Annotated in this window: 17 protein-coding genes; 4 read left to right on the plus strand and 13 right to left on the minus strand. The window is 68.0% G+C overall.

Going from position 1 to position 20,631, the window contains the following annotated elements; all coding sequences use genetic code 11:
• The first annotated feature begins 55 nt into the window (after positions 1-55).
• Positions 56-517, plus strand: a complete 462-nt coding sequence (locus N5C18_RS05070; RefSeq protein ID WP_053508996.1) for an META domain-containing protein — start codon at positions 56-58, stop codon at positions 515-517.
• Between the two features lie 124 nt (positions 518-641).
• On the opposite strand, the gene N5C18_RS05075 is transcribed toward N5C18_RS05070, so the two are convergent.
• The 9 genes from N5C18_RS05075 to N5C18_RS05115 all read right to left on the minus strand — a co-directional run bounded on the left by N5C18_RS05075 (position 642) and on the right by N5C18_RS05115 (position 9,617).
• On the minus strand, positions 642-1,253 hold the full coding sequence (locus tag N5C18_RS05075; protein ID WP_053508986.1) for a YbhB/YbcL family Raf kinase inhibitor-like protein: 612 nt from the start codon (positions 1,251-1,253) through the stop codon (positions 642-644).
• A 10-nt stretch (positions 1,254-1,263) separates the two neighbouring features.
• Positions 1,264-3,333, minus strand: coding sequence for a tetratricopeptide repeat protein (locus N5C18_RS05080; protein ID WP_008264448.1), 2,070 nt, complete (start codon positions 3,331-3,333; stop codon positions 1,264-1,266).
• A gap of 56 nt (positions 3,334-3,389) precedes the next feature.
• On the minus strand, positions 3,390-4,424 hold the full coding sequence (locus N5C18_RS05085) for an alpha/beta fold hydrolase (protein WP_080357202.1): 1,035 nt from the start codon (positions 4,422-4,424) through the stop codon (positions 3,390-3,392).
• A 7-nt stretch (positions 4,425-4,431) separates the two neighbouring features.
• Entirely contained in the window at positions 4,432-5,223 is a 792-nt protein-coding gene (locus N5C18_RS05090; RefSeq protein ID WP_053448442.1) for a lysophospholipid acyltransferase family protein, read from the minus strand.
• A 120-nt stretch (positions 5,224-5,343) separates the two neighbouring features.
• Positions 5,344-5,778, minus strand: coding sequence for a hotdog fold thioesterase (locus tag N5C18_RS05095; protein WP_279943978.1), 435 nt, complete (start codon positions 5,776-5,778; stop codon positions 5,344-5,346).
• Between the two features lie 10 nt (positions 5,779-5,788).
• Positions 5,789-7,843, minus strand: a complete 2,055-nt coding sequence (locus N5C18_RS05100; RefSeq protein ID WP_279943979.1) for a phospholipase D family protein — start codon at positions 7,841-7,843, stop codon at positions 5,789-5,791.
• A complete protein-coding gene (locus N5C18_RS05105; protein ID WP_008266732.1) occupies positions 7,840-8,457 on the minus strand; it encodes a YceI family protein in 618 nt (205 codons plus the stop codon). The genes N5C18_RS05100 and N5C18_RS05105 overlap by 4 nt, the downstream gene beginning before the upstream one ends.
• Before the next feature lie 4 nt (positions 8,458-8,461).
• Complete coding sequence (locus tag N5C18_RS05110) at positions 8,462-8,938, minus strand: histidine phosphatase family protein (RefSeq protein WP_053508990.1); 477 nt, start codon at positions 8,936-8,938, stop codon at positions 8,462-8,464.
• A 49-nt stretch (positions 8,939-8,987) separates the two neighbouring features.
• Complete coding sequence (locus tag N5C18_RS05115; protein ID WP_053448440.1) at positions 8,988-9,617, minus strand: ParA family protein; 630 nt, start codon at positions 9,615-9,617, stop codon at positions 8,988-8,990.
• A 123-nt stretch (positions 9,618-9,740) separates the two neighbouring features.
• Here N5C18_RS05115 and N5C18_RS05120 point away from each other — a divergent pair, with 123 nt between their 5' ends.
• Positions 9,741-11,225 carry an AAA family ATPase gene (locus N5C18_RS05120; protein ID WP_053508992.1) on the plus strand — a complete coding sequence of 495 codons (1,485 nt, stop codon included), beginning with the start codon at positions 9,741-9,743 and terminating at the stop codon, positions 11,223-11,225.
• A gap of 531 nt (positions 11,226-11,756) precedes the next feature.
• On the opposite strand, the gene N5C18_RS05125 is transcribed toward N5C18_RS05120, so the two are convergent.
• From N5C18_RS05125 to N5C18_RS05135, 3 genes are all read right to left on the minus strand, one after another.
• On the minus strand, positions 11,757-12,617 hold the full coding sequence (locus N5C18_RS05125; RefSeq protein ID WP_279943796.1) for an IS3 family transposase: 861 nt from the start codon (positions 12,615-12,617) through the stop codon (positions 11,757-11,759).
• On the minus strand, positions 12,614-12,907 hold the full coding sequence (locus tag N5C18_RS05130; RefSeq protein WP_087921478.1) for a transposase: 294 nt from the start codon (positions 12,905-12,907) through the stop codon (positions 12,614-12,616). Before N5C18_RS05130 ends, N5C18_RS05125 begins: the two co-directional genes overlap by 4 nt.
• A gap of 238 nt (positions 12,908-13,145) precedes the next feature.
• Positions 13,146-13,781, minus strand: a complete 636-nt coding sequence (locus tag N5C18_RS05135; RefSeq protein ID WP_053448439.1) for a hypothetical protein — start codon at positions 13,779-13,781, stop codon at positions 13,146-13,148.
• Positions 13,782-13,950: 169 nt separating this feature from the next.
• Between N5C18_RS05135 and N5C18_RS05140 the strand changes: the two genes are divergently transcribed.
• On the plus strand, positions 13,951-17,637 hold the full coding sequence (locus N5C18_RS05140) for an indolepyruvate ferredoxin oxidoreductase family protein (protein ID WP_279943980.1): 3,687 nt from the start codon (positions 13,951-13,953) through the stop codon (positions 17,635-17,637).
• A gap of 84 nt (positions 17,638-17,721) precedes the next feature.
• On the opposite strand, the gene N5C18_RS05145 is transcribed toward N5C18_RS05140, so the two are convergent.
• Positions 17,722-18,336: a DUF938 domain-containing protein gene (locus tag N5C18_RS05145; protein ID WP_053512105.1), complete on the minus strand. Its 615-nt coding sequence runs from the start codon at positions 18,334-18,336 to the stop codon at positions 17,722-17,724.
• A 648-nt stretch (positions 18,337-18,984) separates the two neighbouring features.
• On the opposite strand from N5C18_RS05145, the gene N5C18_RS05150 reads away from it, so the two are divergent.
• The gene (locus tag N5C18_RS05150; protein ID WP_053509471.1) at positions 18,985-20,616 is read left to right on the plus strand and encodes a TldD/PmbA family protein; all 1,632 of its coding nucleotides are present in this window, start codon (positions 18,985-18,987) and stop codon (positions 20,614-20,616) included.
• Positions 20,617-20,631 lie beyond the last annotated feature (15 nt).

Consider the following 20,631-nt stretch of genomic DNA (forward strand, 5'->3'; position numbering starts at 1 on the left):
ACACGGATGTTGCCGGCCAGCGGCCGGCACTATCCACATGCATCGGGAGATCGGCATGAAGCACGTCCCCGTCCTCATCATTGCGGCACTGCTGGCCATGTCTGCGGATGTGGCCGCTGCCAGTACGCCCGGCATCGATCGGCTTGAAGCACACCTGTGGCAACTGGCGCGCGCCACCGACGCGCAGGGCCGGCGCATTGACGCGTTGTTCGTTCCGGGCCACGCGCCCTACTCGCTACGCTTCCGGTCCGGTTTCATGAGCGAGTTGAACCTGTGCAACCACGCCAGCAGCCAGTACCAGCTGCAGGGCAATCACTTGTTCCTGCGCAACGGCGTGCAGACCACGGCCGAGTGCATCGACCCGAAAATGACCACGCAGCAGAAGCGCGCGCGAATGCTGATGCACGGCGGAGGGGCGGCACCGATGCTCGAGCTGGGCGAGCGCGGCACGCTGACGGTGCGCAACGCGCAGGGCGATACCGCGGTGTTCGAACCGGCATCGCTGCCGGAGGAATGAAAAGGGCGGCCGGGTGGCCGCCCTTCCCGTCGGGGGTAGAGCCGGCCGCTGGCCGGCTGCCATGGGCGACTGCGGCAACACACGGACGTTGCCGGCCAGCGGCCGGCACTACCCGACAACAGCCTCAGCCCAGCGCCGGGTTCAGCGTGTAGGTTCCGTGCAGTGCCGCTTCGGCCAGCACGTGGCCGTGCATGGCCCGATACGCGTCGGCGGCGGTGAAGCGTGCCGGCAGCTCCAGCGAGGCCACGTCCAGCGCGAACACGCGGAAGAAGTAGCGGTGCACGCGCTCGTCGTTGAAGGGCGGATAGGGACCGTCGTAGCCCAGGTAATCACCGGCCATGTCCGGATTGCCGGCAAACCAGCCGGTGAAGTCATTCAGGCCCTGGCGGCTGCCGTCCGGGCCGGCCGGCGCGGGCTTGCCCTTCACCACGAAGCCATCGCTGCAGCTGCCGGCGGCAATTTCCTGCACCGTGGCCGGGATATCGGCCATCACCCAGTGCACGAAATCGCAGCGCGGCTGGTCACGTGGCACGCTCATGTCGCTGCGGCCGACCGTCTCCGGCACGGTCGGCACGTCCGGGTCCACGCACACCAGCAGGAACGAACGGGTGCCGGCCGGCGCCCCGCTCCAGGCCAGGTGCGGGTTGCGGTCCGGGGCGAAGCCGTTGGCGTCGCCGGCGGCGAACTCGCGGTCGATCGGCGCGCCGTGGGTCAGGCTGTTGCTGCTCAGCTGCATTGCACTCTCCTCACTCTTCCGGGTAACCCAGGCGCACCGCAACCGGGGTGAGCTGGGCGAAGGCGGCGCTCATCACGTCGCGGTAGTTGCGCCAGTGGCCGGGCGGCAGGCGCGGAGCTCCCAGCTGCGCAGCCGGCGGCATCGGCCGCTCGAACAGGCGGCCCAGCAGTTCGGCCATCGCATGCGGGTCGTTGCCGATCTGGTCGATGCGCAGCAGCACGTGCGGATACAGGTCTTCCTCGTGCAGCGTGGCGACCTGGGCCAGCGCGCGCGTCAGCCACTCGCTGGCTTCGGCCAGCGAGGTCATCGCCAGCGGTGCAGCGGCACCGTAGGCCACCCAGTCCAGCAGCATGTCGCGCGGATCACGCAGCACCAGCAGCAGGCGCCCCTGCGGCAACTGCGGGCGCAGCGCCCACAACAGGGCGTTGTCCCACCACAGCAGCCAGTCGATCACGGTGTCGCTCTGCAGGCCACGCGCCGGCAGCTGTTCGCGCCAGCGCTGCACCAGCCGCTCCGGCGTCAGCACACCCGACGCCAGGTCCTGCAGTGTGTTGAAGTTCTGGAAGGCGTCATCAGGTGGCGTGTTGGTGTAGCGGTCGCTGCGCAGCACCGGGCTGGCGGCGGCCAGGCCGGTCGCCACGCGCTCCACGCCCGAGCCGGGCGCGCCCCACAGGAAGATCGGTGCGGAACTGGCATCGCCATCGATGCTGCCCTTGTCCGGCCAGCTCGGCGGTGCCTTGGCCTGCGGCGGCAGCGGCAAGCGCTGCGGCGCCTGCTCGGCCTGCAGCGACATCCAGGTGCGCAGCGCTTCCTGCGGCTGCCCGGCGCGATCCTGGATCTCGCCCAGCCAGGTCCGCAGGTCGGCACGGTGGGCCTCCGGTGCCTGCTCGATCAGCGCCTGCACGCGCGCGACCGCCGCGGCCGGGTCGCGCTGCAGCAGCCCTTCGACCAGCCGGGTTTCGCCGCTGACGCGGCCCGGTTCCAGGCTGACGATACGCTCGGCGATCGCCTCGGCCTGCGCGCGCTCGCCCACCATGTCGTGCAGGCGCAGGCGCGCTTCCAGCGCAGGCAGATGCGCCGGCATCGCCGCCATCCAGCGCTCGACGGCGGCCACTGCGCCTGCGCTGCCCACCTGCTCGATGGCCAGCCGCGCCAGCCACACGTCGTGCAGCTGGTCATGGGCTTCCAGCACTGCATCCAGGCGTGCGCGCGCTTCATCCTCGCGGCCCAGGCGCTGCCACGACATCAGCAGCAGCTGCAGCACCTGGCGGTCTTCCGGCTGGGTGTCCAGCAACGGCAGCAGATGGTCCAGCGCCTGCAGCGGCTGGCTGTTGCGCAGCGCCAGCTCACCGGCCAGGCGACGCATCGCCGGCACGTCCAGCTCCGGCTGCTGCAGGGCGACCTGCACGGCTTCGGCCGCAGCCGGCACGTTGCCCTGGCGCAGCGCCAGCTGCACCACCAGGCCGTGCAACGAGGACAGTGACGGGTTCAGTTCCAGCACGCGGCGGAACGACTGCTCGGCGAATGCCAGCATGTCCTTGCCCAGATACGCGAAGCCCAGTGCGTACAGCACGCGGGTATCGTCCGGCAGCGCCTTGCTGGCGGCCGACAGCAGTGCCAGCGCACGGTCGGCATCGCCACGGCGCAGCGCGACCATGCCGTCGATGGTCAGCAGTTCCGGATGCTCCGGTTCCACGCGCCCGGCCAGGGTCGAGAGGCGCTGGGCTTCGTCGAAGTCGTTGCGGCCGATCGCCAGGTGCGCCTGCATCAGGTAGGCGGAGAAGGCGTTCGGATCGAGGCCGGTGGTACGCAGCAGCGCCTCGTCGGCGCCTTCGAACTGGCGCAGTGCCAGCAGCAGGCCGGCGTGCTGCAGGTGCAGCTGGGCGTCGTCCGGGGCCAGCCGCAGCGCCTGCTGCAATGCCTCCATCGCGGCTTCGGCGTTGCCCTGCTGCTGCAGCGCAAGCGCCAGCCAGCGGTGGGCATCGGCCAGGCCGGGTTCGTCACGGGTCCACGCCTGGGCCAGCTGCACGGCCTGGTCGGCCTGGTTCTGGCGCAACGCTTGGATGATCTGGTCTTGCATGGCAGTCCGCTTCAAGTGCAAACCGGCATTGTAGCGGGCTGCGTGCCGCTGCCGGTTCAGGCCTGCAGGACCCGCTGCAGGCGTTGCGCAACCCAGCGCTCGGAGAAGCCATCGCCCCGCCAGTTCTCGATGAAGCCGCAGTGGCCGCCCCAGCAGGCGGTTTCCAGGTGCGCCTGGCGCGGCAGCTGCCAGTCATTGAAGGTCGTATACGGAATGACCGGATCATCCTGCGCCATCAGGATGTCGGCCGGCACCTGCAGCGTGGACAGGCGGTCGCCGGCAATCGAATAGCCGTCGAAGTACGCCTGCAGCGAGCCGAAGCTGGTGTGGCGCTCGACCAGCCAGGCAGTCAGTGCGCGGATGTCCAGCTTCAGCACGCGGTCGTCGCAGTCGCTCAGCTCGGGGAACAGGTCGCGCTTGCGGCGCAGCGAACCGGCCCACTTGCGGCGGAAGTACCAGTCGTACATCGCCGGGCCGTTCTCGATGCTTTCCATGGTCAGTGCCGGGTCCAGCACCGGGCAGACCGAGGCCACGCGCTGCAGCGGCACGCCGGCGGCCGGCGCGCGCAGGGCCAGGCGCAGCACGAAGTTGCCACCCAGCGAGTAGCCGGCGGCCACCAGCGGCAGCTGCGGCCAGCGCTGGGCGATATCGCCCGCGGCATGCACCACTTCGTCGATCAGGTTGGAGTGGAAGATGCCGCGGTTGAGATGATGGGTGTTGCCGTGGTCGCGGAAGTTCAGCCGTACCACGTCGAAGCCCTGTTCCAGCATGCGCGCGGCGGCCATGCGCATGTAGCTGGATTCGGCACTGCCTTCCCAGCCGTGCAGCAGCAACGCCATGCCTTTGGGTTCGCGGCCTTCGACATGGCTGTGCCAGCCCTGCAGGCGCACGCCATCGCCACCGTCGAGAATCAGTTCCTCGCTGACCGCGCCCGTGGCCGCCAGCAACAGCAGGCCGCGCTGCAGGCGCATGCGGCTGGAGCTGAGCATCGACTGCAGGTGCGGATTGCGCAGCCAGCGCGGCGGCTGGTAGTCAGCCGCGTGCAGCGTCGGCGTGCCGGCGTCCAGTACAGGTGGCGGGATCAGGGCCACCGTGCGCTCACCCGGTGCTCATGGCCGCCACGATGCGCGCGCGCGAAGTCTCCGCGATGCGCCGACGGCCTTCCAGGTCCTGCGCACCGATCGGTGCCAGGAAGTGCACTTCCGCACGTCGCGCCGGCTCACCGAGCAGGCGCAGGAAATTGGCGAAGAAGCTCTCGCCGGGGCCGAACGCGACGATGGTCTGTGCGTCGCCCTTCACTCCGTAGACCAGTGCCACCGGCTGCACCGGCACGCCGGTCTCGACCGCGGCCTGGAAGATGCGGGCATGGAACGGCCCCACTTCGTGGCCGCCGCGGGTGCGTCCTTCCGGGAACACGCCCACCGCCTTGCCTTCGCGCAGGCGGTCGGCCATCACCTGCATCACCCCACCGAGCGATTCGGTGTTGCCGCGCTGGTGGAAGATGGTCTGGCCACGTGCGGCCAACCAACCGACCAGCGGCCAGCTGGCGATCTCGCGCTTGGCGACGAAGCCCATCATGCGCTGGCTGTGAAGGATGCAGATGTCGACCCAGCTGACGTGGTTGGCGACGAACAGCACCGCGCCGGGCAGCGGCTGGCCGATCTGCGCCAGGCGGAAGCCGAAGATCCACATCAGCCCGCCCTGCCACCAGTTGACCACCTTGGCGCCGAAGGTGGCGTCGCCCACGCGCAGTTCGCCCCACGGCGGCAGCATGCCGATCAGGATGAGCGGCAGGAACACGATGATGTGGACCAACAGCAGCGGTACGCGGTACAGGTAACGGCACACACGCGCCACGCCGCCACGGGGGGCCGGAGTGGGGGAAGTCATCCGCGCACGATACCGGAGGGCCGTCATCGCTGCCAGCCGATTTAGGCCATAACACCGATCGACCGGGGCAATCGGCGGGGAACGCTGGGTTCCGCCGCCGTCAACGCGCCCGCCAGGGGCTCAGCCGTGGCCGGCGGCCACCACCGCCAGGGTCAGCCGCGAGATGCATACCAGGCGGCCCTGCTCGTCCTCGATGCGGATCTCCCACAGCTGGGTGCTGCGGCCCACGTGCAGCGCGCGGGCGGTGCCGGTGACCGTGCCCGAGCGCACCGCACGCACGTGGTTGGCGTTGATCTCCAGGCCCACGCAGATCTGCTTGCCGGTCTCCACGCACAGGTTGCCGGCGCTGCTGCCCAGGGTCTCGGCCAGCACCACCGAGGCGCCGCCGTGCAGGATGCCGTAGGGCTGGCGGGTGCGTTCGTCCACCGGCATGATCGCCTGCAGCCAGTCCTCGCCGGCCGCGCTGAAGACGATGCCCAGGGATTCAATCGCCGTGCTGCGGCTGAGCGCGTTGAGCTGCTCGATGGAAACGGCTTCGCGGAATACCTGGGCCATGCGGGTACCTTCAGAGGATGGGAACGAGGCCGGCGCCGAATGCGGTCAGCATGCGCACCAGCAGCCACTTGGGGCCGACGTTGACTTCGGGGAAGTCGCCGACGGCGACGTAGCAGGTGTGGAAGGCCGGGTCCTGCCGCGGCAGCGGCTGCGGGCACTCCGGGCCGGGCTTGAATTCGTAGTCGGTGGCATAGCGCCAAGGCCAGAAATCGAGGATCGGCAGCGCTTCGGACGCCTTGCCGACGCTGTAGTTCAGGCCCGACAGCACCGGCGGCTTGGCCCGTGGCGCCACCGTCCAGGAGTTCTGCGGATGGGTATCGCGCAGGATGCTCTGGGCCAGCTGCTCGGCAAAGACCGGGTCATCGATGATTACCGCGCCTTCGGTGTTGTAGTTCTCGCTGCGTGGATCGAAGTTGTGGGTGCCGACCACCCCGATGCGGCGGTCGACCACCAGCGACTTCGCATGCAGGCCCATGCGCGCGCCCTTGCGGGTGACCGGCAGCGGCTTGTTGACCGCCTTGCTGCCGAGGAACGACGGCCGCGTCTCGGTACGCAGCAGCCGCGTCTCCACTTCGCTGCCGGCGGCGCGGCGGCGTTCCCGCGCATTCTGGTAGGCGCTGCCGGTGCGCGGGTGGTTCACCACGGCCTGTTGCTTGCTGGCCGGTAGCGTGCGCCCGGTGCTGCCCCCTCCGGCGTTGCTGCCGGCGGCACTGCCGCCGAGCAACGGATTGCGCCCGCCCTCGTCCTCGCCGTCGGGCGCGATGATCGGATCAGGCAGCAGGTTGCGGTAGTCGACCGGCGCATCCAGCGGGAACGGCTTGTACTCGAAGATGTTGAAGCCCAGTTCGCGCATGTTGCGCCGCTTGTACTTGTACGACAGCGCATACACGATCGGGTTGTCGGTGGCGGCCAGGCTGTTGCTGGACACCACCACGCGCGGGGGCTGCGGGCGCTTGCGCAGCTCGCGGAACAGTTTCTGCGCCGGCTTGGACAGCACCAGGTAGGGCGTCTGCAGGATCACTTCCTTCTGCGCGCTGGCAATCAGTGCATCCAGCTGCGGTTCGGTCACGTGCTGGCCGGCCAGCGGCGCGTCGGGCTGCTCGCGGCGGTGCTTGCGCGGCAGGTCGGCCACGTAGCGCACCGAGGCCACCGGCAGCGCGGTATCGACGAAGGAACGGGTGACGAACTCGTTGTCGTTGGCCTCGGCGCTGACCCGCTGCACCCGTTCCGGGCGGCGGAAAGTGGCCGGCGGCAGGATCGGCACGCCCTCGCGCAGCAGGGTGCGGCCGACGTCGTTCAGGCGTTCGGCCGGCACACTGCGGTGGGCGCGCCAGAACGCATCGAAGTTGGCCGCCATCGCACGTGCTTCCGGGCCGGCGATCAGCACGTCGCGGTCGCGGAAGTTGTACTCGCGGTCCCAGTCGTAATAGTCGTCCTGGTAGTTGCGGCCGCCGACCACGCCGATCGCATCGTCGATCACCAGCAGCTTGTTGTGCATGCGCTGGTTGAAACGGCGGAAGCAGCACAGCACGCTGCCGGCGTAGTCGAAGTAGTTCAGCCTGGCTTTGCCGAAGGTCGGGTTGTAGACCCGCAGCTGGAAGTTCTGGTGCGCACCGGACAACGCACCGAGGATCTGCAGGTCGGAGATCGCCGAGAGCTGGTCGATCAGCACCCGCACCTTCACCCCGCGGCGCGATGCGGCCAGCAGCTCGTCGATGACCAGCCGGGCGCTGTCGTCCTTGTCGAAGATGTAGGTCTGAAGGTCGATGCTGCGGGTGGCGCTGCGCAGCAGGTTCAGGCGCGCCACCAGGGCACCTTCGCCTTCATCCAGCAGGGTCGCGTAGTGGCGCGGCCGTTCCGGGGTGGATTCGGTGAACGCGCGGCCGGCCAGCGCCCGCAGCGGCGAGTCCTGTGCGCAGCGGTCGGCACGCTGGCAATCGACCACGGCCGAGCGCGCCTGCACGGCGATCGCTTCGGCACGGTCGCGCTCGGCATGCGAGAGCGATGCACAACCACTGCCCAGCAACACGGTTGCCAGCGCCAGTACACGCAGCAGGAGGTTCACGGTTTCGGCGCCTCGCTCAGGCGCGCACGCAATACGAAGGTCACTCGGTCACTCAAGGCAAGCTGCCAGCTGTCCATGCCATACCGGCCTCGCTGCACGGTACCGCGGCTGACGACGTCGCAATCATAGCCCGGTCGGGCGCACTCCGCCTTCTCGACCTTCAGTTTCTCCGGGTGGCTGATCCCGCGCAGGGTCAGGCGGCCATCAATGTCGCCCCCGTTTTCCACGGTCTCCGGCCAGTACGGCAGCGAGTCGAACTCGACCACCGGATGACGGCCGGCATCGAAGAATTCCTCGCCCCGCATCCAGCCGGTATAGCGCGCCTTGCCCGGGATCTCGACCGAGCGCGTGAACATCTTCAGGTGCACCTGGTGCCGGCCATCGGAAAGGATCTCGATGCGGCCCTCGAAGTGCGGGAACACGCCTTCGATGCGTTGCCCGAACCGGGTGCGCACCTCGAAGCCGATCTGCGAACGCACGGTATCCAGGCGCAGCATGCGCGGGGCTTCGGCCGCCACCGGCGGCAACGGGGTCGGCGGCGGCACCACGGCCCAGGCCGGGCCCAGTGCCAGCAGCGCGGGCAGCAGCAAGCGGCCGCGCCGCGCCAGGCTCATCGGATCACGGCCACCAGAACGCGTTCAGGCTGGCCACGCCCGGTTCGATCGCGGCCTCACGCGGGAAGCCGAGCACGGCGATGCCGGCCGGCGGCATGCCGCGGTAGTCGCTGCTGCTGCCCTCGGTCATCAACGCCACCAGGCGTTCCAGGCCCGGGTTGTGGCCGACGATCAGCACCCGGTCGAGGTCACGGCGATCATCCACCAGTGCCGCCAGGGTGCCGGGGGTCGCTTCGTAGATGCGGTCTTCCAGGCGCTTCTCGACGTAGCCGATGGTGCCAAGCACGGCTTCCAGGGTCTCGCGGGTACGCCGCGCCGGCGAGCACAGCACGCAGTCTGGCAGCAGATTGTTTTCCTTCAGCCACTTGCCGGCGGCTTCGGCTTCGGCCAGCCCCACCGGCGACAGCGGCCGGTCGAGGTCGGCCTGGCCGGGGGTGGCCGGTTCGGCATGGGCATGGCGCAGCAGGATCAGTTCACGCATCGCGGGTTTCCATGAAGAAGAGGATGCAGCAGGAAAAGTGACGCCGATATCAAAGTTTCAGCCACGACAGCAGGGGCTCCCAATCGGCCTGGTGCTCGCGCACCTGGGCCGACCGGTAGTCGAACAGGCTGCGGCCGAGGCCGGTCATGACCACGTAGCTCTGGCTGTCACGCAGCTGCGCGACCACCGGGTAGGGCCATTCGGCCAGCATCTGCAGGGCCTGCTGCGAGGTCTGGGTCCAGGGCTTGGTACGGTTCAGGACCAGCCCGACCGGCAGCTTGCGGCTGTGCACCCGCGGGTTCTGCGCCAAGCTGTTGAGGAAACCGACGATGGCTTCGATGTCCAGCGCCGACGGCAGCACCGGCACCACCACCGCGTCGGCAGCGTCAAGGAAATGGGGGATATCGTCGGCCAATGCCCCCGCGGGCGCATCGATGATGACGGTTTCGGTGCCGTCGGGCAGCTTCTGCGCCCAGTGCTTCTTGCGATGCACGTCGATGGGAAGCACCGCGCTTTCCAGTCCGGCACGCCGTTGCGCCCAGCGGGTGCTGGAGCCCTGCGGGTCGGCATCGGCGATCACCGTGGCCTTGCCCTGCAATGCCGCGTACGCGGCCAGGTGGGTGGCGACGGTGGTCTTGCCCACCCCGCCCTTGGAACCGGCCACCAGGATCGTCTTCATGCCAGCCTCGCTTCCGGGTACGTGCCCCGAGCGTACACCGGCGATGGTGACGGGAGGTAGCGCCGCGCTGAACCTGCGCCGCTTGCCTTTGCTATCGTGGCGCCCCCGAAGGATCGAACCGGCATGAGCGAGCTGCAGGACCTGAGCGCACTGATCCGCGCCAATACCCCCCTGATCGTGATCGAAACCCAGGACGAGGGCCGCATCGTCGAGCTGTTCCGGCAGACGCTGATGCACGTGTGGCGGGCGCTGCACCGCTGGTCGATCACCGAGGGCCTGCGCCGCATCGACCTGGACAGCGAAGACCCGCCGGTCGGTCCCCCCGATGCCAGCGCAGCGCTGCAGATGATCCGCCAGGCGGACCAGCGCGGGGTCTACCTGCTGCTCGATTTCCACCCCTACCTGGGCTATGCCAGCCACCAGCGCGCGCTGCGCGACCTGATCCAGCGCCGCCACAGCGAGCCGCACGTCCTGGTGCTGATCGGTGCCAAGGTGGAACTGCCGGCCGAGCTGGAAGCGCTGGCGGTGCGCTTCAACCCGCGCCTGCCCGATGCCAACGCGCTGTTGAAGATGCTGCGCGAGGAGGCCGACGCCTACGCGCGCGAGCACGGCGGCCGCCGCGTGGAAGTCGACAGCGAAGCGGTGAAGAAGATCCTGAAGAACCTGCAGGGCCTGAGCCTGGTGGATGCCCGGCGCATCGCGCGCCAGCTGATCTACGCCGACGGCGCGCTGCGCGACGACGACCTGCCGCAGCTGGCACGGCTGAAGTTCGAGCTGCTCAACCGCAGCGGGCACCTGTTCTTCGAGCATGACAGCGCGCGCTTCGGCGACGTGGCCGGGGCCAACCGGCTCAAGCGCTGGATCAACCAGCGGCGGGTGGCGTTCATCGCCGGCTCGGCGCCGGCCGGGCTGGACCCGCCGCGCGGCATGCTGCTGCTGGGCGTGCAGGGCTGCGGCAAGTCGATGCTGGCCAAGGCCACCGCCGCCGGTTTCGGCGTGCCGCTGCTGCGCCTGGACGTGGGCGCGCTGTACAACAAGTACCACGGCGAGACCGAGGCCAACCTGCGCCAGGCGCTGGCCTCGGCCGAACAGCTGGCACCGTGCGTGCTGTGGATGGACGAGATCGAGAAGGGACTGGCAACCGGTGGCGAGGATGGTGGCGTGTCGCGCCGCGTGCTCGGTTACCTGCTGACCTGGATGGCCGAGCGCAAGGCGCCGGTGTTCATCGTCGCCACCGCCAACCAGGTGCACGAGCTGCCGGCCGAACTGCTGCGCAAGGGCCGTTTCGACGAGATCTTCTTCGTCGACCTGCCCGCCCCGGACGTCCGTGTGGAACTGCTGCGGCTGCACCTGGGCCGGCGCCAGCTCAACGCCGATGACTTCGCACTGCCGGCGCTGGCCGCGGCGGCGAACGGTTTTTCCGGTGCCGAGATCGAACAGGCGATCGTGGCCGGCCTGTATGCAGCGCATGCGGAAAGCCGGCCGCTCGACACCGAGCTGCTGATGACCGAGATCCGTGCCACGCGGCCGCTGTCGGTGCTGATGGCCGAACAGGTGGAGGCACTGCGGGCGTGGGCGTCAGGGCGGACGGTGTCCGCGGACGACTGAGGGGTTTCCCGCGAACGGCGCAGCCCCTCGTGGCGGGTTGGCCGTGAACATCAAAAGCCGCGCCTGGCCGGGCGGGGTGGGTTCGCGGGGGACGCCGTGAACCCCCTCCGGGGCCCGGCCCAGCCGCTGGCGGCTGTGCGTTCGGGCGCTCGCGAAGCAGTGCTTCGCAAGCAAAGCGCCCTCACCCCTGGGGGCTTGGCCGCGGCATCCATGCCGCGGACACCCCCGCGAACCCACCCCGCCCGTCCTCTGACAATTTCCGAGTGCGTCCGCCACGGAAAAGAAAAAAGAAGGTCAAAAGCAAAGCCGGTTGGCTGGCCGCCTTTTGTAGAGCCGAGCCCACGCTCGGCTGCATTTCGATCAGATATCGAATAATCGATTCCGTTGCAGATTCATCCACGCATGGCGTGGATACCGTGTCGACCAAGGTCGACACCTACCCACAGCTGCGAAAACCTGTCGAAGGTGGGGCACTGTGGGTTTGCGGGGTGTGTGATCTGGCTCCCTGAAAACGGACGCCATGAAGCCGTGTCAGGCGGCAGCCCGGAGCTGCCGGGCGTAGTTGTTAGGAGAGTGGTAGCCCAGCGCCGAGTGTAGCCGGGCTGGATTGTAGAAGCCGTGGATGTAAGCAGCGATGGACTGGCTGGCTTGTTCCTTACTGGCGTAAGGCTCGGCAGCCTCTTCTGTCTTGAGCGTCGCAAAGAAGCTCTCGGCCAAGGCGTTGTCCCAGCAATTGCCAGGCCGGCTCATGCTTTGGACCACGTCATGGGACTGCAGCAGCTGGCGAAACTCGTTCCCCCAGTACTGCCCGCCACGATCGGAATGGAAGATCAGGCCAGGTCGTTGTGGATGCAGAGCCCAGGCATTGGCAAATGCTTTCACTACCAGTTCTTCAGTCAAGCGCTTGGAAACGCTGTAGCCCAGCACCTGCCGGGTCTGGACGCTGATGACCACGGCCAGATGCAGCCATCCCTGGCGGGTGGGGACATACGTGATATCCCCGACCCACGCCGTCGGTCCGGTTCCGGGGGCAAATTGCCGATCCAGCAGGTTGGGGGCGAGCTGAGATGAGCCGCCGGAGGATTTGGGCCGGAATCGGCCTTTGGTCTTGCCCTGGATTCGCTCCTCGGCCATTAACCGTGCCACGCGCTTGTGGCCGACTAGATGATTCCTGGCTCGTAAGGCCCTGACCAGCCGACGCCGCCCATAACTGCGTTTGCTGGCCACATGGATGGCCCGAAGCTCGGTACGAAGGGCCGAATCGACATCGCACGTTTGGGCACACTGGCGGCGCAGGTAGTCATGGAATCCAGAGACAGAAACCCCGAGAAGCCGACACAGCAACCTGGTCGGGTAGCGAGTCCTTTGACTGGCGACGAAGGCGTACCTCACTTGGACTCTCTGGCAAAGAACGCCGCCGCTTTTTTTAGGATTTCCCGCTCCATCTTCAGATTGGCGTTCTCGGCCCGAAGGCGGCTGATCTCGCTTTCCAGATCAGTGGCCGGCCTGCGGGCCTCAGAGGTCAACGACCGGCCAGCACGGACCGCGTCAATCCAATTTGCCAGCGTTTTGACGGACATTTCCAATTGGCGGGCCGCTGCGGCTGGGCCGAGCGACTCGGCCAGCTCCACGGCTTGGTGCTTGAACTCATCGGTGTAGCTACGACGGGTGATACGGGACATAAGGGACCTCCCAGTGCGATCAAAGTATCGCTTCTTGGCGTCCGCCCACGGGGAGCCAGATCAGTGAGCCGCATGGATGCGGCGACCAAGCCCCCATGGATGGGTTTACGGCGTCCCCGCAAACCCACAGTGCCCCGCCATCCCACGGGAAGGCCGCTGTTGCTGTTGCTGTTGCTGTTGCTTTGGCTCTGGCCGTTGCCTCTGCGGGTGCCGGGTGCAACCCGGCCGAACCCCTTCCTCAGGGCCAGGCAGGTGGCGCGGCCGCCCACGCCTGCTGCACCTCGGCCAGCGACGCACGCTCATCCTCGCGCCAGTGCGGCAGCAACTGCGCAAACTGGGCCGTGCTGCTCCACTGCGACGGCTCGGTCCGCACCGCCGCCGCATACCACTGCACCGCCTCCTGCTTCTGCCCCGACCGCCACAGCGCCAACGCATAGGTCGGCGGCACCCAGCTGGGCTTCGTGCGCGCATTGCCCGCCGAGGCCAGCCACTGTTCCAGCGCCGCCTCCGGCTTGCCCTGGCGAAGCAGGTCCCAGCCGTAGTTCCAACGCACGCTGCGGCCGCTGCTGCTCTGGGCCGGCGCCTCTTTCATGGCCTCGCCATACAACTGCTCGGCCAGCTCGCCACGGCCCTGTGCACCGGCCACCATCGCCAGCTGCACCGTGGCTTCAACGGCACGCCTGCCGCGTTCACGCAGCTTCAGCAGCTGGGCGACCAGCTCATCGCCCTCGCCCTGCACCGCCACCATCGGCGCGGCGGCCGGATCGCTGTCGAAGTAGAACTCCTGGGGGGCCGGCAACGCCGGTGCCGCCCACGCTGTGGCCGCTCCCGAGGCCAGCAGCACGCTGGCCAGGATCTTTCCTGGAACTGACATCCCTTCTCCCCAGGCTGCAACCGCAGCCTCCCTCTCTCTGCCCGATCCTAACCCCAGCAGCGGCGCGGGCGCGAGTGCCGGGGGCATTACGGGGGCGCTGCTACAATCCGCGCCTTTCCCGCCGCGTGCCCGCACGCGGCCGGTGCCAGCCGATCCTACCGGGCCAGCCATGACCAGTACCGCGCAACTCACTTCGCCCTCTTCCGCCGACCTGATCGACCGTGACTACACGCTCGACCACAAGTACACCCGCAACGAGGGGCGGATCTACCTGAGTGGCGTGCAGGCACTGGTGCGGTTGCCGCTGATGCAGCGCCTGCGCGATGCCGCCGAAGGCATCGACAGCGCGGGCTTCGTCAGCGGCTACCGTGGCAGCCCGCTGGGGGGCTTCGACCTGGAACTGTGGCGCGCGCGCAAGCACCTGAACGCGGCCAGGGTGAAGTTCACCCCCGGCCTCAACGAGGATCTGGGCGCCACCATGGTCTGGGGCACCCAGCAGACCAACCTGTTCCCCGGCGCCAACGTGCAGGGCGTGTTCGGCATGTGGTACGGCAAGGGCCCGGGCGTGGACCGCTGCGGCGACGTGTTCAAGCACGCCAACGCCGCCGGCACCTCGCGTTACGGCGGCGTGCTGGCGCTGGCGGCCGATGACCATGCCTGCCGCAGTTCGACCCTGCCGCATGGCAGCGAGGACGAGTTCGTCAGTGCGATGATGCCGGTGCTGAATCCGGCCGGCGTGCAGGACATCCTCGACATGGGCCTGCTCGGTTGGGCGATGAGCCGCTATACCGGCCGCTGGGTCGGCTTCAAGACCATTGCCGAAACGGTGGAATCGTCGGCCTCGGTCGAGGTCGATCCGCTGGCCCGCCGCATCGTGTTGCCCGAAGACTTCGACATGCCTGGCGGCGGCCTCAACATCCGCTGGCCGGACCCGCCGCTGGACCAGGAAATGCGCCTGCACCGCTATGCGGTGAAAGCGGCGCAGGCCTTTGCCCGCGCCAACGGCATCGACAAGGTGGTGATGGATGCACCGCGCGCGCGACTGGGCATCGTCACTACCGGCAAAAGCTATCTGGACGTGCTGCAGGCGCTGGAATACCTGGGCCTGGACGAAGCAGCATGCGCCGACATCGGCATCCGCGTGTACAAGGTCGGCATGACCTGGCCGCTGGAACCGGAGGGCATCGCCCGCTTCGCGCAGGGCCTGGAAGACATCATCGTGGTGGAGGAGAAGCGGGCCTTCATCGAGCGCCAGATGAAGGAACAGTTCTTCAACTGGCCGGCCAGCTGGGGCCAGCGCCCGTCCATCGTCGGCAAGTACGACGAGAGCGGTGAATGGATCCTGCCGTCCACCGGCGAACTGACCCCGGCCACCATCGCCGGCGTGATCGGCCGCCGCATCCAGAAGTTCTTCAACAACGACTCGATCGAGCAGCGCCTGCACTGGATGCAGGAGAAGGAAGCCGAGCTTGCGCTGCCGCGCGCCAGCTTCCCGCGCGTGCCGCATTACTGCTCGGGCTGCCCGCACAACACCTCCACCCAGGTGCCGGAGGGCTCGCGCGCGCTGGCCGGCATCGGTTGCCATTACATGGTGACCTGGATGGACCGCAGCACCGACACCTTCACCCACATGGGCGGTGAAGGCGTGACCTGGGCCGGGCAGGCGCCGTTCACCGATACGCCGCACGTGTTCCAGAACCTGGGCGACGGCACCTATTTCCACAGTGGTTCGCTGGCGATCCGCCAGGCGGTCGCGGCCGGCGTCAACATCACCTACAAGATCCTCTACAACGATGCGGTGGCGATGACCGGCGGCCAGCCGGTGGACGGCCCGCTGAGCGTGCCGGACATCGCAAGGCAGATGCGCGCCGAAGGCATCCACACCATCGTGGTGCTGTCGGACAACATCGGCAAGTGGACCGGCCAGCGCGAGCACTTCCCCAGCGATGTCGAGTTCCATGACCGCAGCGAACTGGATGCCGTGCAGAAGCGCCTGCGCGAAGTGAAGGGTGTTTCGATCCTGATCTATGAGCAGACCTGCGCCACCGAGAAGCGCCGCCGCCGCAAGCGCGGCAAGCTGGAAGACCCGCAGAAGCGGGTGATGATCAATTCGCTGGTCTGCGAAGGCTGCGGCGACTGTGGCAAGAAGAGTTTCTGCGTGTCGGTGCTGCCGAAGGAAACCGAGTTCGGGCGCAAGCGCGAGATCGACCAGTCCAACTGCAACAAGGACTATTCGTGCGTGAACGGCTTCTGCCCGAGCTTCGTCACCGTGCACGGTGGCCAGCCGCGCAAGGGCAGCAAGCGCGATGCCTCCACGCTGCTGGACAACCTGCCGGCACCGGTGGTGCGCGGTACGCTGGAACAGCCCTGGAACATCCTGATCACCGGCGTCGGCGGTACCGGCGTGGTGACCATCGGCGCCCTGCTGGGCATGGCCGGCCACCTGGAAGGCAAGGGCGCGACCGTGCTCGACCAGACCGGCCTGGCGCAGAAGGGTGGCGCGGTGACCACGCACATCCGCATCGCACGCCGCCCGGACGACATCCACGCCGTGCGCATCGCCGCCGGTGAGGCCGACCTGGTGCTGGGCTGCGACATGGTGGTGGTGAACGACTACTGGGCGCTGTCGAAGGTGCGCGCCGGCCGTTCGCAGGTGGTGCTGAACACCTACGAGGCAATGCCGGGTACCTTCACCACCCGCCCGGACATGCAGTTCCCCGCCGCCGACATCGTCGCCGGTGTGCGCGTGGCGCTGGGTGGCCAGGAGCCGCTGTTGCTCGATGCCACCCAGCTGGCCACCGCGCTGCTGGGCGATGCCATCGCCGCCAACCTGTTCATCCTCGGCTATGCCTGGCAGCAGGGACTGGTGCCGCTGTCGTTCGACTCGCTGATGCGTGCCATCGAACTCAACGGTGCGGCCGTGGCGATGAACCAGCAGGCCTTCGCCTGGGGCCGCCTGGCCGTGGTCGACCCGCAGGCCGTGCAGCAGGCGGCCGGCCTGGTGCGCAACCGCCACACCGATACCGAATCCACCCCGGGCCCGCTGCATCCGCTGCCGCCGGGCGAATGGGAGGGCAACGAATGGGGCGCCACCGCCGCACCGCGCAACACCGGCGACGAGCGCGAACTGCGGGGCCTGCCCTCGCACGGTGGCGATGTGGCGTTCCTGCCGCTGGACGACGCGCGCCTGTCGCGCTCGCTGGATGAAATGATCGAGCGCCGCGCCGCGTTCCTGGTCGAGTACCAGGACGCAGCCTACGCCAACCGCTATCGCGATCTGGTGTCGCACGTGCGCGCCGCCGAGGCCGAGCGCATCGGCGGCTCAACCGCGCTGACCGAGACCGTCGCCCGTTACCTGTTCAAGCTGATGGCATACAAGGACGAATACGAAGTGGCGCGCCTGTACACCAGCGGCGACTTCCAGCGCCGCCTGCAGCAGCAGTTCGAGGGCGACTACCAGCTGCGCTTCCACCTGGCGCCGCCGCTGTTCGCCAGGAAGGACGAGCAGGGCCGGCTGCTGAAGAAGGAATACGGGCCGTGGATGTTCAAGGCGTTCGGCCTGCTGGCGAAGCTGAAATTCCTGCGTGGCGGCCGCTTCGATGTGTTCGGGCGCACTGAAGAGCGCCGCATGGAGCGCAAGCTGATCGGTGACTACGAGGCGACCGTGCAGGTGCTGCTGGACGGCCTGGAAGACGGCCGCCTGGCCCTGGCGGTGGAGATTGCCAGCATTCCCGAGCACATCCGCGGCTATGGCCACGTCAAGGAAGCGCACTTCGCGCAGGCCAAGGCGCGTGAGGCTGCCCTGCTGGCGCAGTGGCGCAACCCGAAGGCGCTGCATATCGTGCAGGTGGCGTAACGCCGCGAAACAGGTAGTGCCGGCCGCTGGCCGGCATCCATCCAGGCAACAGGTTGCCGGCCAGCGGCCGGCACTACCGCCGGTTTACCCCAGCCGCCACAGCAGCAGTCGGTTGTTGGCCGGCATCGCTACATCGCCCAGGCGGGTGAACCCGTTGTCGGCGGCCAGCGCCTGCACCGCTTCGCTATCGCGGATGCCGCTGCGCGGATCACGCGCCTTCAGCCAGGCATCGAACTGCGCATTGCTGTCGCTGGTGTAGCGGCCGCCGTAGTTGAACGGGCCGTACACCGCCAGCAGCGCGCCATGGCGCAGCACCGGTGGCAGCGCGGCGAACAGCGCCTGCACGTGTTCCCAGCCCATGATGTGCAGCGTGTTGGCGCTGAACGCGGCGTCGAATGTGCTGCCCTGCGGCAGGCTGAGGCCGGGTGCCGGCGGAAGTTCCACCTGCAGCGCCAGCGGCGGCAACAGGTTCAGCAAGGCCGCTTCGGCGCGCCATGCCTCGATGCCAGGCAGGTGGTCGGGATGATCACTGGGTTGCCAGCGCAGCCACGGCCAGCGCTCGGCAAAGAACGCGGCGTGCTGGCCGGTGCCGCTGCCGATTTCCAGCAGCCGGTGGCGGTCGCCCATCCACGGGTCGAGTGCGGTGGCGATCGGTTCGCGGTTGCGCTCGCAGGCTTCTGAATACGGCTTGCTCGACATCAGGACGGCGTCCAGGCGGGGTCGGCTCCATTGTGCACGAGGGGGGATTACTGAGCAGGGCTGCGCCCTGCACCTGCTCAGAGCCAGAGCCGGAGCCGGAGCCGGAGCCGGAGCAACAGCAAAGGCAGAATCGGGCTTCCTGTGGGATGGCGGGATAGGTCCGGTTGCGGGGGACGCCGTAAACCCGTCCTTGGGGGCTTGGCCGCGGCATCCATGCCGCGGACACCCCCGCAACCGGACCCACCCCGCCTTCGACAGTTTCCGGAGATCTGTCAGATCTCATTCGATTCATTTCGATATCTGACAGATGTGTCGACCAAGGTCGACACCTACCAACAGCACAGGGAATCTGTCAGAGGCGGGGCGGTGTCGGAGTGCGGGGTGTCAGCCGCATGGATGCGGCTGCCAAGCCTACACGGACGTACTTGCGGCGTCCCCGCACTCCGACACCGCCCCGCCACCCCTCGGAATGCCAGCTTTTGACGTTGACGTTGATTCGGCGGTTGCAGGGCTGCAAGCCCTGCCGAAACCCTCCCCAACCATGACTGCAGTCACTTGCCCGGACGTGCTGCGCTGGCGAAAGTCGAGGGGTTGACGTGATCGGCTCGGCCTGTTGCCGGCTGCACGCAAGCGAGAGAGAGAAACGCTGTGCAACGACGTGAGTTCCTGGCTTTTTCCGGTCTGGGCCTGGCGGGCCTGCTGCTGCCGCATTCCCGAGCCATCGCTGCCGAGCAGCTGCTGGCCCCGGTCGATACCGCCCAGCGCCGGCGCCTGGCCGAGGTCGCCCTGGCCACCGCGCGCAACGCCAAGGCCAGCTACTGCGACGTCCGCATCGGCCGTTACCTCAACCAGTCGGTCATCACCCGCGAGCACCAGGTCGGCAATGTGACCAACCGCGAGTCGTCCGGCGTGGGCGTGCGGGTGATCGTCAACGGTGCCTGGGGCTTTGCCGCCACCCATCAGCAGACCGAGGCGGCGGTGCGCGCGGCGGTCGAGCAGGCCGCTGCAATCGCCCGCGCCAACGCCAGCATCCAGACCCGTCCGGTGCAGCTGGCACCGACGCCGTCGGTGGGTGAGGTGCGCTGGCAGACGCCGATCCGCCGCAATGCCATGGAAGTGCCGATCCAGGACAAGGTCGAGCTGCTGCTGGCGCTCAACGCCGCCGCGCTGAATGCGGGTGCCGACTACATCAATTCCACGTTGTTCCTGGTCAACGAACAGAAGTACTTCGCCTCCAGCGATGGCTCGTTCATCGACCAGGACATCCATCGCATCTGGCTGCCGTTCACCGCCACCGCCATCGACAAGGCCAGCGGCAAATTCCGCACCCGCGCCGGCCTGTCCTCGCCGATGGGCATGGGCTACGAGTTCCTCGATGGCGATGCGCGCGGCAAGGTCCAGCTGCCCGGTGGCATCACCGCCTACCGCGATTCCTACGATCCGGTCGAGGACGCCATCGCCGCTGCCCGCCACGCACGCGAGAAACTGAAGGCGCCGTCGGTGAAGCCGGGCAAGTACGACCTAGTGCTGGACCCGTCCAACCTGTTCCTGACCATCCACGAGAACGTCGGCCATCCGCTGGAGCTGGACCGCGTGCTCGGCTACGAAGCCAACTACGCCGGCACCAGCTTCGCCACGCTGGACAAGCGCGATGCAGGGTTCCGCTGGGGCAGCGACATCGTCACCTTCTTCGCCGACAAGACCCAGCCGGGCAGCCTCGGCGCGGTCGGCTATGACGACGAAGGGGTGAAGACCCAGCGCTGGGACCTGGTGCGCGACGGCATCCTGGTCGATTACCAGGCCACCCGCGATGAAGCTCACATCCTCGGCCGCGACGCATCGCACGGCTGCAGCTATGCCGATTCCTGGGCCAGCGTGCAGTTCCAGCGCATGGCCAATGTCTCGCTGGCGCCGGGCAAGCAGCCGCTCAGCGTCGAGGACATGATCAAGGACGTGGAGAACGGCATCTGGATCCACGGCCGCGGTTCGTATTCGATCGACCAGCAGCGCTACAACGCGCAGTTCGGCGGCCAGCTGTACTACCAGATCAAGGACGGAAAGATCGCCGGCATGGTCGAGGACGCGGCTTACCAGATCCGCACGCCGGAGTTCTGGAACGCCTGCACCGCCATCTGCGATGAACGCGATTTCCGCCTGGGTGGTTCGTTCTTCGATGGCAAGGGCCAGCCCGGCCAGGTCTCGGCGGTTTCGCACGGTTCGTCCACCACCCGCTTCAACGGCATCAACATCATCAACACCGCGCGCAGTCTCGGCGCTTGAGCCACCCATCCTTCG

This window comes from Stenotrophomonas sp. GD03930 (genome assembly GCF_029839665.1).
Taxonomy (GTDB): domain Bacteria; phylum Pseudomonadota; class Gammaproteobacteria; order Xanthomonadales; family Xanthomonadaceae; genus Stenotrophomonas; species Stenotrophomonas forensis.

Coding starts and splice junctions, on each gene's coding strand:
- N5C18_RS05090 (WP_053448442.1), bottom strand. CDS start 5,223: ATGACTTCCCCCACTCCGGCCCCCCGTGGCGGCGTGGCGCGTGTGTGC.
- N5C18_RS05070 (WP_053508996.1), top strand. CDS start 56: ATGAAGCACGTCCCCGTCCTCATCATTGCGGCACTGCTGGCCATGTCT.
- N5C18_RS05105 (WP_008266732.1), bottom strand. CDS start 8,457: ATGAGCCTGGCGCGGCGCGGCCGCTTGCTGCTGCCCGCGCTGCTGGCA.
- N5C18_RS05075 (WP_053508986.1), bottom strand. CDS start 1,253: ATGCAGCTGAGCAGCAACAGCCTGACCCACGGCGCGCCGATCGACCGC.
- N5C18_RS05080 (WP_008264448.1), bottom strand. CDS start 3,333: ATGCAAGACCAGATCATCCAAGCGTTGCGCCAGAACCAGGCCGACCAG.
- N5C18_RS05140 (WP_279943980.1), top strand. CDS start 13,951: ATGACCAGTACCGCGCAACTCACTTCGCCCTCTTCCGCCGACCTGATC.
- N5C18_RS05115 (WP_053448440.1), bottom strand. CDS start 9,617: ATGAAGACGATCCTGGTGGCCGGTTCCAAGGGCGGGGTGGGCAAGACC.
- N5C18_RS05120 (WP_053508992.1), top strand. CDS start 9,741: ATGAGCGAGCTGCAGGACCTGAGCGCACTGATCCGCGCCAATACCCCC.
- N5C18_RS05130 (WP_087921478.1), bottom strand. CDS start 12,907: ATGTCCCGTATCACCCGTCGTAGCTACACCGATGAGTTCAAGCACCAA.
- N5C18_RS05135 (WP_053448439.1), bottom strand. CDS start 13,781: ATGTCAGTTCCAGGAAAGATCCTGGCCAGCGTGCTGCTGGCCTCGGGA.
- N5C18_RS05095 (WP_279943978.1), bottom strand. CDS start 5,778: ATGGCCCAGGTATTCCGCGAAGCCGTTTCCATCGAGCAGCTCAACGCG.
- N5C18_RS05110 (WP_053508990.1), bottom strand. CDS start 8,938: ATGCGTGAACTGATCCTGCTGCGCCATGCCCATGCCGAACCGGCCACC.
- N5C18_RS05145 (WP_053512105.1), bottom strand. CDS start 18,336: ATGTCGAGCAAGCCGTATTCAGAAGCCTGCGAGCGCAACCGCGAACCG.